8 protein-coding genes and 1 tRNA gene are annotated in these 18533 nt (G+C 55.1%); 4 read left to right on the top strand and 5 right to left on the bottom strand.

Annotated elements, in window-relative coordinates:
- Positions 1-164: 164 nt before the first annotated feature.
- A tRNA-Ser gene (locus AC5DDB_RS19225) sits at positions 165-252 on the bottom strand.
- 272 nt (positions 253-524) lie between these two features.
- On the opposite strand from AC5DDB_RS19225, the gene AC5DDB_RS19220 reads away from it, so the two are divergent.
- Complete coding sequence (locus AC5DDB_RS19220; protein WP_491741375.1) at positions 525-3104, top strand: alpha/beta hydrolase-fold protein; 2580 nt, start codon at positions 525-527, stop codon at positions 3102-3104.
- On the opposite strand, the gene AC5DDB_RS19215 is transcribed toward AC5DDB_RS19220, so the two are convergent.
- The 3 genes from AC5DDB_RS19215 to AC5DDB_RS19205 form a co-directional block, all read right to left on the bottom strand.
- Entirely contained in the window at positions 3077-8236 is a 5160-nt protein-coding gene (locus AC5DDB_RS19215; protein WP_491741374.1) for a protein kinase domain-containing protein, read from the bottom strand. The genes AC5DDB_RS19220 and AC5DDB_RS19215 overlap by 28 nt on opposite strands.
- Before the next feature lie 63 nt (positions 8237-8299).
- Positions 8300-10771, bottom strand: coding sequence for an Ig-like domain-containing protein (locus AC5DDB_RS19210; RefSeq protein ID WP_491741373.1), 2472 nt, complete (start codon positions 10769-10771; stop codon positions 8300-8302).
- A gap of 182 nt (positions 10772-10953) precedes the next feature.
- The gene (locus AC5DDB_RS19205) at positions 10954-14145 is read right to left on the bottom strand and encodes a HEAT repeat domain-containing protein (protein WP_491741372.1); all 3192 of its coding nucleotides are present in this window, start codon (positions 14143-14145) and stop codon (positions 10954-10956) included.
- 675 nt (positions 14146-14820) lie between these two features.
- Here AC5DDB_RS19205 and AC5DDB_RS19200 point away from each other — a divergent pair.
- On the top strand, positions 14821-15300 hold the full coding sequence (locus AC5DDB_RS19200) for a hypothetical protein (RefSeq protein ID WP_491741371.1): 480 nt from the start codon (positions 14821-14823) through the stop codon (positions 15298-15300).
- A 75-nt stretch (positions 15301-15375) separates the two neighbouring features.
- Here AC5DDB_RS19200 and AC5DDB_RS19195 read toward each other — a convergent pair whose 3' ends face one another.
- Complete coding sequence (locus AC5DDB_RS19195) at positions 15376-16122, bottom strand: 3-keto-disaccharide hydrolase (RefSeq protein WP_491741370.1); 747 nt, start codon at positions 16120-16122, stop codon at positions 15376-15378.
- Between the two features lie 158 nt (positions 16123-16280).
- On the opposite strand from AC5DDB_RS19195, the gene AC5DDB_RS19190 reads away from it, so the two are divergent.
- Together AC5DDB_RS19190 and AC5DDB_RS19185 are read left to right on the top strand one after the other, a co-directional pair.
- Positions 16281-17585 carry an outer membrane protein assembly factor BamB family protein gene (locus tag AC5DDB_RS19190; protein WP_491741369.1) on the top strand — a complete coding sequence of 435 codons (1305 nt, stop codon included), beginning with the start codon at positions 16281-16283 and terminating at the stop codon, positions 17583-17585.
- Complete coding sequence (locus AC5DDB_RS19185; protein WP_491741368.1) at positions 17582-18460, top strand: hypothetical protein; 879 nt, start codon at positions 17582-17584, stop codon at positions 18458-18460. Before AC5DDB_RS19190 ends, AC5DDB_RS19185 begins: the two co-directional genes overlap by 4 nt.
- Positions 18461-18533 lie beyond the last annotated feature (73 nt).

Raw genomic sequence — 18533 nt, 5'->3', positions numbered from 1 at the left:
AGGTGTCTGCCGCAAAAGCAAAGGGTGAATCGCTTCATCTGTCTCACTTGAAGACCTCAATACTCCGATTTGTCCCAATGTTTGTCCCAATCAGTGGGACAAACAAAAACGTGCTCCGCAAATTATTGCAATAAAGCAACTTACGAAGCACGCAGTTTTCAAAGCGGAGAGAGAGGGATTCGAACCCTCGGTACCCCATAAGGGTACACCGGTTTTCGAGACCGGCACATTCGGCCGCTCTGTCATCTCTCCTGGTAGGTTTACTTCGGCCGACAATTATCGCCGTTAATCGCGAAATGTCAAGGTCGACACCGGGATACGTTTGCAGCCTCCACGGTGGTAGGAAACTTTCTGTCAGTCTCCGGGTGATTGATAACGGAATTCACTTCTTGTTACGATCTGACCAATTCACTTTGGTTGATTGGTCGTCGACCACCAACTCAAAGTTGTCTTGACGAAACCAGAGGATCGACGGGCGACGGTGCACCGCTTGATCACTTCGACAACAAGTTACGGAATCATCTATGAAGTCGCTCTGCCTGTTGCTGGGAATCTTATCGTTTACGACATCGCCGTTTGCCTTCGCGGATGACGGTGCAGACCGGCCCGCGGTGTCGTCCCCTCCAAAAGGGGAATTGCGAAGCGGCACGTTTGCGGAAAGTGAAATTTATCCCGGTACGATGCGTGCGTATCAGGTTTACGTTCCTGCGCAATATCAGGCCGATGAACCGGCAAACTTGATGGTCTTCATGGATGGATTGAATTACGCGAAGCCCAAGGGAGCATTTCAAGTTCCGGCGGTTTTCGACTTGTTGATTCACCGCGGAGAGATGCCGGTCACGATTGCGGTTTTCGTCAACCCGGGCACGGTTCCCGCCACCAAAAAGGGGGCCAAGGCGCGGAGTAATCGCTCGTTCGAGTATGACTCCTTAGGTGACCGCTACGCCAACTTCCTGATCAACGAGTTTCTCCCGGTCGCTCTGAAGGGTTTGAACGTTTCGAGCGATCCCGCGAATCGAGCGGTCTGTGGCATTTCTTCCGGGGGAATTTGTGCGTTCACAGTCGCCTGGGAGAAGCCCGAACAATTCGGCAAAGTGATGAGCCATATCGGAAGCTTCACGAACATTCGTGGTGGTTGGGCCTATCCCGGTTTAGTACGACAGACAAAAAGTCATCCGAAACCTATCAAGGTCTACCTCCAAGAAGGGAAGGATGACCTGAACAATCTGCATGGCAATTGGCCTTTGGCAAATCATGATTTGGCAGCAGCTTTGCAATACGCTGGGTATACGTATCAATTCGTCGTGACCGAAGGTGGACACAGCGGGAAGTGGGGCGGGCTAGAGTTGCCGAATGCTTTGCGATGGCTGTGGTCTAACGATGCGAAATCAACGCACATTGCCTCGACGGAATCCAAGCCGCCCTGGAAACCGCATCCGGACGCGGTTCGGCAAGACGGTGTCCCCGTAGGTGAAGTCATCGAAATGCCCGCGTGGGAATCGAAGATATTCCCCAATACGATTCGCGAGTGGTCCATTTACGTGCCGGCTCAATACGATCCCGACCAACCGGCGGCGCTCATGGTCTTTCAAGACGGCGAACGCATGCGACAGCTGAACGGGCGATGGCGAATACCGATTGTCTTTGACAACCTCATCGCACGGAAGGAAATGCCTCCCACCATCGCCGTCTTTATCAATCCCGGAGACGATAACACGAAGAAACAACGGAACCGGCGACCATCGAATCGTAGCTACGAATACGACAGTCTTGGCGATCGTTACACACGATTTCTGCTCGAGGAAATCATTCCAGAAGTCAAAAAGAAGTACGTGATTTCCGATGCCCCAAACATGCATGCGATCGGCGGATCGAGTTCCGGCGGTATCTGCGCGTTCACAGCTGCCTGGGAACGCCCGGACTATTTCCGCAAGGTGTATTCGAGCGTCGGAAGTTTCACGAATTTGCGTGGCGGCAATGTCTATCCGTCGCTTGTTCGTAAAACCGAACAAAAACCGATTCGTGTCTACATGGCTGATACCAGTGGCGACATCGACAATGCCTTTGGAAGTTGGCCTTGGTCGAATCAATTGATGGCGTCGGCTCTGGAGTACATGGGATATGACATCCGGTTCGATTGGGCGGAAGGCTATGCTCACAACGCGGACTTCGGCAGTTCCCGCTTTCCCGAAGCAATGAAATGGCTGTGGCGTCAGGAAACCCACGAACCGACCTACAACACGGCGGGCGACCTGGGCGGTGATCTCACGCTGCTGAACTTGCTGGTTCCCGGCGAGTCGTGGGAACTGGTGGCGGACGAACTGGGTTTCGCCGACGCACTATGTGCCGATGCAGACGGCAACGTCTATTTCTGTGATATGCGGAAACCAATGATCACGCGAATCGATGCGACAACCGGCGAACAGACCGAAGTCGCCGAGCTTTCGGTCAGCGGGTTGGAATTCGGGCCGGACGGTCTTCTCTACGCGTGCCAAGGTTCGAAACAGCAAGTGATTTCGATCGACCCGCGTACCGGTGAAGACAAAGTTGTGGCGACTGAAGTCCGTCCGAACGATTTAGCGGTCACGAAAGACGGTCAAATCTTCATCACAGAAACAAAGGCTCAATACGTCACGCGAATTGATTCGAAGACCGGTGAGAAAACAGTTGTCGATCAGGGTATCAATCGGCCGAATGGCATCGCTTTGTCGAATGATGGCGGCACGCTCGCCGTGTCCGAGTACGGCGGTCAATACACCTGGATGTTCCGCGTTAACCCTGACGGTTCACTCGACGCCAAGATGCCGACGATGTCTCTGCGGTTGCCGATCGACTACGACGGCGAATTCCGCTTCAATTCACCACCGCCTTATCAGAGCGTTGCCCGCGGTGATGGAATGGCGGTCGACAAGAAAGGCCGGTACTACGTGACAAGCCAACTCGGCGTGCAGATCTTCGACCCCACTGGTCGTCCTTGCGGAGTTCTTCCGAAACCCCGCGAGGATCAACCACTGACGACATGTATTCTCGGCGGAAGCGATCATTCCATACTCTTTATTGCTCATGGCAAGCAAATTTATCGTCGCAAACTGACGGTCGAGTGATTCAATTCTTCGCCGCCCAATCCGCGCCCTGTCAGCCAGAGAATTGCGGTGCCGTCTTGGGACGTTGACAGAAGATGGCTACCATCGGGTGAGAACGACACACTCGTAAGACTTTGTGTGTGTCCTTTGAGAGTGAGAAGTTCTTGCCCGTTGCTAGCGTCCCAAACTTTTGCGGTATTGTCTCGGCTAGCGGTCACGAGACGACGCCCGTCTGGCGAAAACACACCCGACGTCAGCCCCGCAGTGTGTCCGGTAATCGTCTGCATGAGTTCGACTGTTGGGTTCGCATCGTCAATCAAACGCCAAACTCGTGCGGTTTCATCGTCACTGAGTGTGAGGATTCGCTTCCCGGGGTGATCGAAACGAGCAGCATTGACCGCCCATTGATGTCCTCGGAGCACGCATAACTCTCGACCGGTCGCGACATCCCAAAGTCGGGCAGTTCTGTCCGTGGAACCGGTCAGTAGACGTTGTCCGTCTGGTGAGAACGTGACCGAACGCACGGTGGTTTCGTGTCCTAAGAATTCCCGAAGCGTATTACCGGTGGCCACGTCCCATAGCACGACCAACCCGTCACTGTCGGCAGAGGCCAATACTTTTCCATCGGGAGAGTAGGCAATTGCTTGAATGTCGTCTCGGTGGATGCCTGCGAACTTGCGGACCGCTTTGCCGGTGTGCAAATTCCAGATACGGACCGAGTCGTCCCAGCTTCCCGCAGCCAGCGTTTTGCCATCCGGCGAGTATGCGATTGCCGCGACTGTCCCAGTGGGGTTAAAGGAAGTTAGTGGTTGTCTCGTTTTCGAATTCCACATTTGAACGTCATTGCCCGCGACGGTAATCAGCGAGCGACCATCCGGTGAAAACCGAGCCGTCTGCAACGTGCCAATCTCTGCCGGAAAATCCCGCAACGAGTAATCCGGTTCGTCGGCGAGCCCTGCTGACTCATCCATGATACTCCAGACAGACACCGTTCCTGTTTCCGCCTGCACACCGACCACCTGAGAAGCTGCTTCCGATAGGTGCAGCGTTTTGAAGGTACCGTCGTCTGCCGATTGAATCGCCACCACTTCTGGTGGATCGAGTTTCCAGATTCGGAGTTTTTGATCCTCGCACGATGTCAGGGCATGTCGACCATCTGGGAAAACTTCCAACGCCAGAACGCCGGCAGGATGTTTGAGAATATCGTCGCGTCGTTCTTGACCGTTTCGCACGTTCCAACGCGTGACAGTTTTATCTCGGCTCGCGGTGACGACGTAGGCATCGTCCGGCTGGAATTCCGCATCCGTAATGGACGACGAATGCCCTTCCAACGCGTGCAGCAGTTTTCCGGTTGTCGCATCCCACAACCGCCCGTGACCGCGACTATCGCCGGTGTAAATCATGGTGTTGTCGTGCGAATACGCAACGACGGTAATTGGCGAGCGATGCCCGACCAACTCGCGAGTTGGGGACGACAGCGATTGTTTCGTATGGTCCATCGCTATTTGAATATCCTTGCTCTGCAGATCCCAGAGCAAGGCATTGTTGCGATCACTTCCTGTCACGAGCCACCGACCGTCCGGGGAAATCGTCAATGCCGATTCGCGGCCGGTCCCGTGGAATTGGACCGCTTCAGTGCCTTTCGCCAAGTCCCACATGTGGACGGAATTGTCGAAAGCCGATGTAAAGAGCCATCGACCGTCCGGCGAAAACCGCACGTCTTGCGTGAGAAAATTGTGGCCTTCTGCTAGTTCTAAGTGAACGGTTCCCGTTTGGACGTTCGCGACTCGAACGGTTTTGTCGCGACCAGCAGTCGCCACCCACTTCCCATCCGGACTGAACGTTCCCGCGAGCACAGCTTCCGAATGACCATCTAGGACATGTCCCCCGACGACTCGAATTTCATCGCCACCGCCGATGTCCCACTGCTTGATGTTCCCATCTTGGCTGCCGGAGAGTATCGACTGACCATCCGGAGAGATTGCACAGGCTCGAACCCAACCGGCATGACCTTGAAAAGTATCCACGATGCGGTCGGCTTTGAGACTCCACAGAATGACGGTGTTGTCATCAGATCCCGCAAGCACGAAACGACCGTCTTTCGAGAAGTCCACGCATCGCACGGAGGCTGTGTGGCCGTTGAGTTTGCGGAATCGCGTTCGTTCGGGAGTCCGCCCCTCGGCAATTCGTTTCAGCGAAGTCTTCGGCATGTCTTCGGGACGCCAGAGAATCACTTGCCCATCGTTATCAGCCGACACAACGTATCGACCATCCGGCGAAAATTGAGCACAGAACACAGGGCATTGATGCCCGCTGAACTGAGCCAACTGTTCGGCCGTTTCCGTGTCCCAGACAATTGTCGTGCCATCTTGGCTAGCGGTGACGATCCGCGAACCGTCATCCGAAAACCCCGCCGACCAGACCCACCAGAAATGGCCGACAAACTGTTGAACCTGCTCACCGGTTTTCCAGTCCCACAGCCGAGCGGTGTTATCGTAGGAACTTGTGAGCAACCATCGCCCATCGGGTGAGAATTCGATATCCAGCACGGCATCGGTGTGCCCATTGATCGCGCGAACCGGTCGACCGGTTTCGGCGTTCCACACACGAACCGGACCAGTCGGATCATTGCTTGCGGTCGCGATCCACTGGCCGTCGGGGCTGAAACAGGCGTCGTGGACGTATTGCCCTTCATGTGTGAGCTGAAGTAGTTGCTTGCCGGTTTTTGCGTCATGAATACTGGCTTGGGAATTCCAAGTTGCAGAAACAAATTTCGTTCCATCAGGGGAATACGAGATCGCATCGACAGGTGCATCGGTTCGGATCGTTTGTCGACTTTGATGACAGAGATGCATCAATCGGGCCCATTCCCAACCACGAAGATCGGTTTCATCGGCGTTGGGCCGACACGCTTGAAGTAACGTCAACGCGACGCCGAACGCTTGTTCGTCGATCTTGGTCGCCGCTAGTTGAATTTGGGCGACGTATGACTCATAAGCTTCTGCAGCGCGAGCCGCGATTGCTTCCTGTTTGGCTTGCTCTTCGAGAGTTCGAGCACGAAGTGCTTCCTCCTTGGCTTGTTCTTCCAATGCGCGAGCCATCAGCGCGTCTTCTTTGGCTTGCTCTTCCAGTGCCTTTGCCTCAAGGGCCGCCAACTTGGCCTTTTCTTCGAGTGCCTGAGCTTCCAGAGCGGCGAGCTTGGCTTGCTCCTCCAACTTTTGAGCGGCGATTGCCCGTTTCGTCGCGGCTTCAGCTCGTTCACGCTGCGCGAATTCTTCGTCGCGGGCTTTTTCCGCGGCCTTTTGTGCCGACTCGGCTTTTGCCCGTTCGGCGATGGCGATTTCTCGTTGTTGATGGGCGAACTCGCGTTGGGCTTCGGCTTGTTTCTGGGCTTTCTCGGCAACGTCCGCTTCGTCGACGGCGATCTGTCGTTGTTTGTCGGCTTCGACGCGGGCTTCGTTGATCATAGCTGCAGCGAAGATCGCACCGCAGATTGTCATCAACGCCAAACCCGCCAAAATTCGCTTGGTCTGCTGAAGTCGTTGTTGACGACTGTCGCGTTCGGCCTGTGCCTTGAGAATAGCCTGACGTGACGCAACGACCGCAGCCCCGGATTCCACCTGGTCACTTTCGAGAAGCGACAACGCCAGATCATAATCGCCACGTTCGAATGCACAGTTCGCGTACGACAGTGACGCTTGAAAAGCTCCGGTAGCCGCCTCGGCGTTTTCGTTCCACAGTGACAACGCTTCCCGATAAGACGCCAGCGCTTGAGCAAACAACTGATAGTCTTGGGACTGCTCTGCCTTGGCGAGCACCAACTCCGCGCGGTCGGCAAGGTGCCGACTTTCCGCATGCGACTCGTATTCACGAATCGCGTCCTGAAACCTCGAGACCGATGCATATCGATCTTCAGGGTTGGTCGCCATTGCGGTGAGTGCGATTTCCAACAATGGCCCGCTCGCATCCGTTTCGCGGATCCGATTGTGAGCGGCGGCGTGTAGACATTGCATAACATTGCCGCCAGTATGTGGCGGCTTGCCGGTGACGATTTCAAATAGAATCGCCCCCAACAAATAGATATCACTATAATAGCCGATCGTGCCGGTCCCGTTTGCCATTTCGGGAGCCATATACGCAGGCGTTCCACCACCGGCAGCCGACCGGGCGATCCTCTCCGGCTTGGCAAATTCCGGCATGAGCTGAGCCAATCCCCAGTCCATGACAAGAACTTCGCCATAATCCCCGAGCATCACGTTTTCGGGTTTGAGGTCACAGTGGACCACACCGCGTGAATGTGCGAATGCAATAGCGTCGGAAACACGCATCAGAATCGACAGATTGTCTTCTTCCGATTTTTCGTCGATGACTTTCAACCAAGGCGTCCCTTGGACGTGTTTCATCGAATAGAAAAGTGCGCCTTTTTGATCGGTGCCCAAATCATAAATCGGAACGATATTGGGGTGATCCAAATCGCCGGTGACAACCGCTTCTGAAACGAAGCTCGTGCGTTCCCGCTGACCAGCTTCCAATTTCTTCAGAGTTTTAATCGCGACCGCGCGGTCGATCGACGACTGTCGGCCCGCGTAGACAATCCCCATTCCGCCTTCGCCGAGTTTGTCGAGGAGTTCATAGTCGGAACCAATGGCATGCTCGGTCGGTTCGAGAACTCGTCGGCCGATCTTCAGCAACGAGCCACCAATCTCGTCCGAGCCTGTGTCTCGGTGTGTACTCGGCGTGGAATTTGGTTTGTCTGGTGGCGATGTTGCCAGTGTCGCACTATTTTCGGCATTGGTTGGAAGTTTGAACTCGTCGTCAATGCCGCTCAAAATATCGGAAATGCTTCCGACCGTCATTGTCGAGTCGTCCGGCTTCTTGATCAGCGACTTGATATTCTTGACGGTCTTCTTCATCTCGGCGGAATCGACGATGTCCTCGGATTCCGGGTCGGAGTCGAACTCACAGGTTTGAAGCGAGTCTTCTTCGGACGACTCATCACCGCAAAATTCGTTTTCAATTTCGCTGAGGAAGTCCGTCAACCGATCGCCACAGAGAACACAAGATTCGCCGGCGTGGTCACCTTGTGCCAGCGTGTTCAAAGTACGATCGTCCGCGTTCTGGGAGGTGCCTTGGCAGGATGGGCATAGAGCCATTTTCAAAGTTCCACAAGCAGTAGCGAAGAAGATCCGGTATCAGGAAAACGCGGGACGCTGACGTTATGTCGTCTCGCTATCGTGAGTTCTGCGGCGGGCTTTCCGTCCCCGCCACGACCGTTCCTGGTGATAGTTTTCGTATTTGCAATCCTGCTGAGAACCACGGGTTCTCGTATAGCGAGCCAACTGGCTCGCAACTCCCAGCCCGATCAATCCAGAGACAGGCTGGTTCAACGAATTCGATTCCGCGGAATCCGATGCCGGAAGCGGTTCTGCCTCCGCAGGACTTTCCGGTTTGCCGGCTGGTGACTGAATCTCTGATTCCAGTACGCGACGACTTCCCACGTCTTGTGAGAGTTCGCCAGCAGGACGGAACTCGTCGGCACTCGGGTTCAAACGACCGTTGACCACACGCACCTCGAGCAACCGATGAGTTTGAGCCGCCTGATCGAGCGACTGTCCCGGTTGGCGGACATAAACCACGTAGTCTCCGTTCGGAAGCTCGCGTAGGAAATTCAAGAATCGCGAGTAGTCGTCGGCCAACTGGTCCGGCAAACGGACGTCTTCCAACGATTCCCCGAGTGCATTGAGTGCTCGCGCATAAAGTCCTGTTTCGGTGGACCGGTTCATCGCGATATCTTCTCGACTGATCTCCGAGGTAACTCCCGCAATCAGGTGGTGCCCTCGGTGATTATGCGGCCTTCGCAACGAGTCCAGACGACGTCCGACTTCATCCGGTTTGAGATTCGAAACCAACCCTAGCGATTGTGTCGCAGCTGACTGTCCACCATTTTGAGACGGAGCTCGCTTACCGACGTTCGCCGCTTGCTGAGCGGGGCTGGATTGCTGCGACGAATTCGAACGAGACGAACCCCGGCCGATACTCGGTCGATTCGCTGCCGTTGGTCCCCCGGAGCCGATCGTACCGCCGATATCAGCGATCGGAGGTGGCAACAGGGGCGCATCGAGATCGTCGGAGTCGAGATATAAATCCAAATCGTCCACAAATCCGAACCCGTTCAACGGGCCGAAGCCCCCGAGATTAACGAACAGGTCCAAGTTACTGGGGTCCCCGAGAGCACCAAATGGATCGAAGATATCAAGCTCCCCGAAGTCGCCAAATGGATCGAAGCCTCCAAATTCATCGAACTCCCCAAAACCATGAGCCGGAGGTAGGGGGTTGAAGTCGTCAAAATTTCCTTCATCGAACGGATCAGGTGGAATTGCATCCGGTGGCAGTCGAACAATGTCGACGATCTCCGAGGCAATCGCAAAGTCATTGTTGCCCTGCTCAACCGCGATCGCAGTGATGGTAACTTCGAAAGTTTCCGGTCCTCCCGGTTGAACAATCGCGTCAAGAAATAACCATTCGTCATCTCTCAATTCGAATGCCCCGGGTTCGTTCGGACGTTCAAATCCCAACGAGAGCTCGAGTTCCTCGGGCACACCGGAGATCACGATGAACACGTCTTCCGAACCGTCGATATCAAACGAAAAGGCGTCGATATCGATCGGGAATGGCGCACCGGGATCGATATAAACGATCTGTTGAGGAACCAATAGAATCGGTTCGTCCGCGACGGCTTCGATTTCGATGTCGACATCGGTTGTACCGCTCGCCGGGAACGCGGCGGTCTGCGATTGGTATTGGAATCGAATGTGGTCAATGCCACTGAAATCCAATCCCGGTGCGAAAACGAGGGAATCAAGAGCGTTATTGATATCGCTTTCCGACCCAGAGAATTCGATGAACCCCGTCCCGTCGGCCCCGTCGAGTATCGTCAGCCCATTCAGTGTGCCGAACGATAGAAAACCACCGTCTAGCGTCGTCCCGGAATCGACAGAAAGTTGAACCAGGAACTCGACGCCGGGACTACTGCCGAAGGGACCGATTGCTAACCCGGAAACTGAAACCGGAACGTCTTCGAACGTGTCGACGAAAATGTTTGAAGTCGGCGACGACGGCGTCGTCGGTCCACCCCCGGGAGACGGCGGTGGATTCGACGGACCGGTGCTGGTTTCGATCGACACAAACGCCAGGTTGCTCACGTCGTCGGCATCCGCGGCTACGTACGTGAAATAGTCGAAGCCGGTATAGCCAGGTCCTGGTATGTAATCGAAGCTTCCATCGGAGTTAAAAAATAATTGACCTTCGAGAGGCGGGTCGATCAACAGTGCGTCAAGGGGGTCATTGTCGGCGTCGGAATCGTTCGCCAATACTCCGGTGTCGAAGGGGACGGAAACCGAACTCGAAACTGTCGGATCGAACAGGTAGACGTCATCAATTGCCACCGGTGCTGCGAGTACCCGACGCTGTTCTAGCTGCATCAACCCCAAACCGACACGGGCTTGGTGCAATGATGGCGTCGGTGTTGAGGCACAGAGCTGCTTTCGGAGGTTCCGCAAAAGCTGAACCGCTCGCGATCCGATTTTTCCCGCACAAAGCCGACGCATTGCATGTCCCGTCAAAGACAGCGTGATGCCGGCTGAATACAAATCGCAATGGATGATCGCTACAAGGTCGCGATCGCACATGCGTCAACCGGCAAGACTGAGAACTATTGATTCTGAGTCGACCGAGACGTGGCCATGTGATCGCTGAAAAGCTGCGTTCCTTGGGAAAGAGAGGACAATCAGGCCGACCTGCGCGATAGCACCGATTCTGACGACGACTATCGCACGCAGAGTTTTGGCGATTGCCCTTTCTGGCAGGAGTTCTATTCCTCGTTGAGCTTGGAAATCTCTTGTCCGGAATTCAGGTCGTAAAGCAAGACGGGCATGGACTCCTCGCTACAGACCGCGATCTGCCGACCGTCGGGACTTAAATCCCAGGAGGTGAGCAAGTCGAGTTCGGTATTGACGACGCTTGGCTGTGCGTCGATCGAACCTTCGGAAACTTTCCAAACCCCGAATCGAGCCCCCAACGAGCCAACCAATTGCGAACCGTCCGGAGTGAATCGCAGTGACGAAGCCGTCCCGCTTGGTGTCTCAACCTGCGCGAGTTTCGTTCCCTCGGTGTTGTAGATCGCCAAACCAAATTTCACTCCGGAAACAGCGAGCTTCGTGCCTTCACTGTTGAAGATCATCCCACGAATTGCACCCGAGCCTGAAGTGTTGATCGGATTTCCCTTGGTCTGCCCGGTCGCTGCGTCGATCAACAAGATCTGCCCATTTCCCGAGGCACCGGCGATTAAACTGCCATCAGGCGAGACTGCGAAGATCGTGTAGCTGGTCGAGAACTTGGCAACGCCCGTATTTTGTCCGGAACTCAAATCCCAAACAATAACCATGCCATCGTTTGATCGGGTCATCCCGAAAGCCCGATTTCCGCTTGTGACAAAGTCTGTAATCTGGCGAGCATGACTTGCGGCGGGGACCGGCTGCTGAGCCGGGTCTTCGATGGCAAGATTCCACAGCTGGAGGGCCTTGCTACTCAGTAGGATCAGTTCACCGTCCGAATGGGCAAATGTCGCCGTTTTACCGCCGTTTGGAACTTGAAATTGATGCGTACGCTTACCGTCTGTTGTGTTGTAGACTTCGATCAAACCGGTCGTGCGGCCGGTACAAACCTGTTGCCCACTGAGACTAAACGAAACTTGGGATGCATTTCCACGTACCAAAACCACTTTGGGCGGCGGTTGAAAGAGGAACATACTGGCGAGCATGAATCCGCCGGCCAACACAACAATGGCCAGGGCGCCCAGGCCGACAATCACCGCTTGACGACCTTCGGGCAGAAACGAGCGGACCGATAGCAGAACTTCGTAGAGTCCACGATATTGAGCGCGTCGTTGGGCTTTCTTCACATCAGCCAGGGCAACCGGCTCTCCGAGTTTCTCCAAAGCTTTTGTCGCGCCGCGAACAACCATCGGGTTCGAATCTTCCAACAGTTTGCGGATCGGGGAGACAGCACGTGTGGCTCCCAACTCAGCCAAAGCGACGGCGGCGTGGTATTTGATTTCCGGGGTGCGATCTTCGAGCAGGTTCAGTAAATCGCTGACGTTCTCCTGGTCACCCACCGTGCCCAACGCGATGATCGCCTGACATCGAACCAAGAATTCGTCTTCTAAGGCTTTCTTAAGACTGTCGACCGAACCGGGGTCCGCAATTTCACCAAGTGCGCGAGCGGCCGCTGCGCGAACTTCCGTGGACGGATCGACCGAAAGAACCGTCTCCAACCGCTCGGCGACATCCGCATCGCCCATTCGCCCTAGTGCATCACAGGCACGTTGACGAATCATCTCACTGCGATGTTTCAGAAGCTGAAGAAGATCCGGGATCGCCTCGGGGGCGCGTAGTTTCCGCAATATCGCCAACACTTTGAGTTGCAGTTTCTCGTCGTCCGTATCCAACACCGCCAGCAGGTTCGGCACGGCTCGCTCATCGCCCATATCCCCAAGTGCTTCGGAGACCAGCAATCGGAGATTGGCATCGGGTGACTCAAGTAACGGAACCAACGCGGAAGCCGCCCGCGGGTCACCGATTCGGCCGAGAGCCGATACCGTCTGCGTCACGACATCCGGATCGGAATCTTGCAAACACTTCCGAAGTTCCGTGACGCAACCATCATCTCCCAATTGCCCAAGAGCAGCGGCTGCATTCGCGCGGACGTTCGGGTTTGAGTCTGCGAGAGCCTTTTGCAGGGAACCGAGGACACGAGCGTCCCCGAGTTTGCCGAGAGCCTGAGCCGCATGTGCTCGAAGAATCCACGAGCCGGCTTCGAGCACGCGGATCAATGGTCGCGCAGCCTCTGTCACCTTGAGTCGTCCCAGCATGACGACGGCTTCGAGCACAAGTCCGGATTCCTTGTCGACCAACGCTTTCAACAAGGGTTCCGCTGCGGCCGGACCGATCTGTTGGATGGCATCAGTCGCAGGAATTTTCACATGCGGGTCTTCGATCCCGAGTGTCAATAATGCTCGGACAGCACGGCCATCGCCGATGTTTCCCAGGGCAATCGAGATGGTTTTGCGAGTCGCCGGGCCTGAGTCATCGATGAGTCGGATCAGGTCGGGAACAATGGAAGGGTCCCGAAGCTCACCCGCGGTAACAATCGCCACTCGCTGCAACTCTCGGGAGTGGTGATCGAGGAACGGTTTAACCAGGTCAATAGCTGCGGAATCACCCGACTGGCCGATCACACGCAACGCATCTTTCCATTCCTGAATCAACGAATCTTGTTCATCGGAGACGAGGTCATCAAGCGACCGTGCAAATAGCTGCGTGTATGTCTTTCGCTGTTTCTTCGAAAGACCGGAATCCTTGCCCGTTTTCTGGCTTTTCTTGGGGGGATCACCATTGGTTTCGGACGGTTCGTTTTCCGGATCGGCGACGAACACCGTCGGTGATTCCTCGGCGGCTTTTCGTGCCAACTCCGCAAACGAAACGGTCTCCCCGGATTCGTCGCCAGAGCGAAGCGTGAAGGATTTTTCCTTTTCAATCTGGTCGGGAGTCCGCGGGACTTTGAGAGGTGTCTTGCAAGAGGGGCAGTTGATCTGTTGCCCGGCCTTCTTCTCTTTCGCGCGGATACTGCGACCGCATCCGCGACAACTGAACCGAATCACGCCATCGACGAACGTCGGTGCGTTCTTGGCACGCACGCCGGAACGTACTCCCGACTTGGCACTCGACATCCGCACGCCGGACACGCTGCTCGTGCCAGACGCACTGCTTTGGTCGCTCCCGTTCGGTTCGGCGTTCGAATCTTCTTGGGATCGCTTTGGCGGTTTGAATTGTTCCGCTTTGTCGGCGGAGTGTCCATTGGTTCGAGGCGGTGTCGTCGGCGTCTCGTTTACGGTCTCGAGCGCATCGAACATCCCCGACATACCTGAGAGATCGTTGGCAGAGTCGGATTGCGATGACGATGCGTTCATCGCGTTTACGTCGATCGACTCGGCAGATTCCAGCATCTCATGGATACCGGAAATACCGTTTGCGGTCTCGGACGAGGCGCCTAGTTCCTGCCCGCACGTGGAACAAAACTTCGCGTTTGCGCGAAGCTTGGCTTGGCACCGGGTACATTCGATTGCGGTCGATTGGGGCGAGGACATATTCGGTCTGTCTCGTTCAATTGAGATTTTGAGAGGCAGCACCCGAGTTGAATCATTCGCTAATACGCCAAATGCCTCCAACTCCTGCCGGCCTCGATCAACAACACGCCAGTCTTAGCAAGTCATTTCCGCCAAACGTCGACATACTTCAAAACATCAGAGATATCGAATCGAGCGGTCCGTCGCGGATCTTCATCCCCGAAATAGGTCGTGACATCCATCGGGAAGAAGAACTGGCCGATAAAATTCCGACTTGGTCACAATGCGATACATACGGATCATAGTCGAATCCGTGAAGCGTCCGTGACGGTACCATGAATTTTGTATGAAGACCGTCGATGTGAATGTTGGGGAGCTGGTGAAAATGGTCAGTTTGCCAGTGATTCACCGGTCAGTGGAAGTTTGCCGACCGTAAGCAACGAGCGGGACGACTCAGGCAAACTATGCCGATGATCATGCTGACATCATCTGTCACGAAGGAATGGCCTTCATCAATCCGTCCGTGTCCGCCATTTGTTTCCCAGGACCGTTGCCATGATGAGCACAGTGAACTTCGGCCTGAGTGCCATTCTCACGCTTGCACTCACTGCAGTTGTTTCCGCGAGCGACTGCGATTCGCCGGAGCACGACTGCAAAACGCCACACAAATGCTTTGGCAACAAGGCGGAAATTGATCCGGGCACGCCCTCGAATCTTAATTGGTGTGAACGACACGCCCGAGCCGGGTATCCGCAATCGGTTTCGATTTTGGCGGATTGGTCGAATACGCCGTCGTACTCGGGATACTATGTCGGTGGTGGTAATCCCCGGGGAATCGGCGGTCGACTTTTCGGCGGCGAACCCCGCTATGTGAATTGCGAAGGGACATGGGGATGGGATTACACCCCGTTCTGGTCTCGTGTCCGGCTGAACTGGTGGCACGGTCGTCGCTATGAAGACGGCGAAGGCCAATACGAGGCTAACTCGAAATTCCTGTTCCCGTTCACGCCCATGTTCGGACCGCTACCGAAGTAAACTTCTCGCGTCGCCTAGAAAATCCAACTTCCGAATGCCCTGGCAATCTGCTGCCAGGGCACTCTTCGTAATTGGTTACCCCTTAGACGGATACTTCGGCTGACGCGATTCCAATTCCCGCACCCAAATATTGCGAAACCGCACTGGGTTGCCGTGGAATTGCAAGCTGATCGGTTGTTTGTCCGGGTGCTTCTTGTACTTCGGTGATTCGATATACGAAGTGCTGCCCAGCAATTCCGTTCGATTTTGGACGACGACGCCATTCTGCAAGACAGTGACATAACCGGGCCGCGTGAGTGATCCGTGTTCGTCGAATCGGGGAGCGTCGAACAGAATATCATATGTCTGCCATTCTCCCGGCTTACGACATGCGTTGACCAATGGGGGATACTGCTTGTAGACGGCTGCACATTGTCCGTCGTGGTAAGTGGTGTTCTCGTACGAGTCCAAGATTTGAACTTCGTAGCGATTCATCAGATACACGCCGCTATTGCCGCGACCTTGGCCACTGCTCTTCACTTCGGCCGGGGTGGCAAACTCCAAGTGCAGTTGGCAGTCACCGAATCCCTCTTTCGTCGTGATGCTACTCCCCTTGGAAATCGCATAGCCGTCGGTAATCTCCCATTTCTCGCCGTTGTGCCACTGCAAAAGATCCTTGCCGTCGAACAGTATGATCGCATCGGATGGTGGCGTTTGTGCGTCGCCTGGGTCAACGACCTTCGGTTCCGGCCATTCGATCCCGCTCTTCCATTCCTTGAACGCGTAAGCACTCGCCGACAATACCGCGACTACAAGTCCAGCAAACTTCAGTGAACGCAACATAGGACAGAATTCCTTAGAATGATTCGTCGATTATGTTCGGCCAAGATTCTAACGCATGCAAACGGGAATGAGTAGGAATACACGACCTGTTGCCGATGACGTGTGGTCTGGGTAGGATCGATTTTTATCATGATTGATCGATCCTACGGAGTTTACCCATGCGTCGATTGGCAAGTATCGGTTTGATCGTTGTCGGCTTGTTAGCTCCGGCGAAGACATCCGCGGAGAATTGGCCGCAATGGCGTGGACCGCAGGGCAATAGTCATTCCCGCGAAACGAAATTGGCCGTGCGTTGGAGTGCCGATTCCGATTCCGTTACGAAGATCAAACTCCCTGAGTGGGGCACGAGCACCCCCGCGATTTGGGACAATGCGGTGTTTCTGACGTCCGAAGCCGATGGCAAACTTGTGCTCGTGCGGATTGATCCGCAAGCCAGCAAGATTGTCTGGTCGAAATCGGTCGGCGAGGGAATCGCGAAACGCAAGGGCGAAGGCAAAGGCAACCGCACTTCGAAATTTCATAACCTACACAACTTGGCTAGCCCATCGCCGATCACCGATGGCGGACGTGTGGTTGTGCATTTTGGCAACGGATTGTTGGCGTCTTACCGCTTCGATGGCTCGCTGGAATGGGAACGCAATCTCGTCGATGATTACGGCGAGTACACGATCTGGTGGGGGCATGCCAATAGCCCCGTATTCCACGAGGACTTGGTGATTTCCGTCTGCATGCAAGACCCGTTGGACGGTGTCGACGGAGCTGGCAGCGTGCCAAATTACGTTGTCGCTCATGACAAACGAACCGGCAAACTCGTGTGGAAAACCGCTCGCGAGACCGGAGCTCATGCCGAGGAAGGCGATTCCTACACCACACCTGTTTTCCACACCACTCCCGACGGTCCACAGATGATCGTCATGGGGGGCAATGTGCTTGATAGCTATGATCCCAGTACCGGCAAAAAACTTTGGAGTCTCCCCGGCTTAGTCGGCGGACGGACGATCACAGGCCCAACGCTGCATGACGGCGTCGTTTACACGACCATCGGAATGCGCGGACCGCTCCACGCGATTGAAATTCCCGAGCACCCCGGTCAACTCTCTGAGTCAAGCATTCAGTGGAAGATCGCCCCCAGCACACCAGATACCTGTTGCCCGGTGGTCGCCAACGGCTTGGTGTTCATCGTGACGGACAACGGAATTGCAAGTTGTCTTGATGCCAAAACCGGCGAACAATACTGGCGGGAACGTATCCCTGGTGGGAATTACAAAGCGTCGCCGATCGTTGCAGACGGCAACGTGTACTTCCTCAGCCTGGAAGGACACGGCACCGTCATCAAAGCCGACAAGGAATTCACCATCGTCGCGAAAAACAAACTCGATGACGAATTTGCCGCGTCGCCGGCCGTCGCCGATGGCACGTTGTATCTCCGTGGCAAACAATTTCTGTATCTGATCCGCCCATGACTGAACGACTCCTCGATCGCGAGGAATACATCGAACAGCGTTACTTCTTCCGCACGTTCATCGAACGTTTGGCCGACAACACACCGTCCCAAGAGATCCTCCAGGACCTGCAAGAGGAAATTCTCGCCACCACGCGGTTGCCCACTGCGATGGAATTCTTGGCTGGTGAGATCAAGCTTCACGGTCGGCTCTCTGATGGCATGCAGTATCTTCGGCATTACTTCGCCCCGTTCCAGGGATACGTATTGAGTATCGCCGAAGCGGACCGTTCGAAATTCGACGTGCGGATTGCCCTGAAAATCCTCGAAGAACAGGCGAAGTACCTATCGGAGTCACCGACCCCGCCGGGGTTGTTCATTTATCAGTTCGAATGCATCGCTCGAAATCGCCTGGGATACGACCGGGGCTTACAAGCCATTGCAGACGATCCGATGTACGACGAGGACTGGCGAAAGTGGATTCTCTGGGTTCGACTAGAACTCGGGAATATGGAATTCAGCGAAATGCTTTATCGGCAAAGCGAGCATTTCGTGATCGAACGTCGCCGCAAACTTGGCGATCCCAACTGGACACTCAGCACGCCGGTCTTGTTTGGAGTGCAGGAAGGCCGCATTGCCAAGGCAAACCTCGGTCGCGATCCACTCTATATGTTTGCGGCTCTCCAGCGACAACTGGGGTATCCCACCGTCCCTCGCCTCGAACCGCGATCGAAGGAACTCGCCATTCACCCGGTCCTGGCGGAACGTCTCAAGCGTATCGAGCAGCGTTTGCGAATTGTGGAACTCGAATCGCAGGGCAAACTAGACCTCAGCGAGTTCTACAAGAAGCCACCCGACTTCAGCCAACTCGACGACCCCAGCGAGCCAATCGGCTGATCGATCAGTCGGTTACAGCAACTTATTAAGCACGCCCCGTCGACTCTTTGTCTTGCGTTCGGGGTGACACGTC

It is taken from the genome of Thalassoroseus sp. (assembly GCF_984380535.1).
Note: the sequence above shows the minus strand (reverse complement) of the source record. Positions and strands in the feature narration are given on the sequence as shown.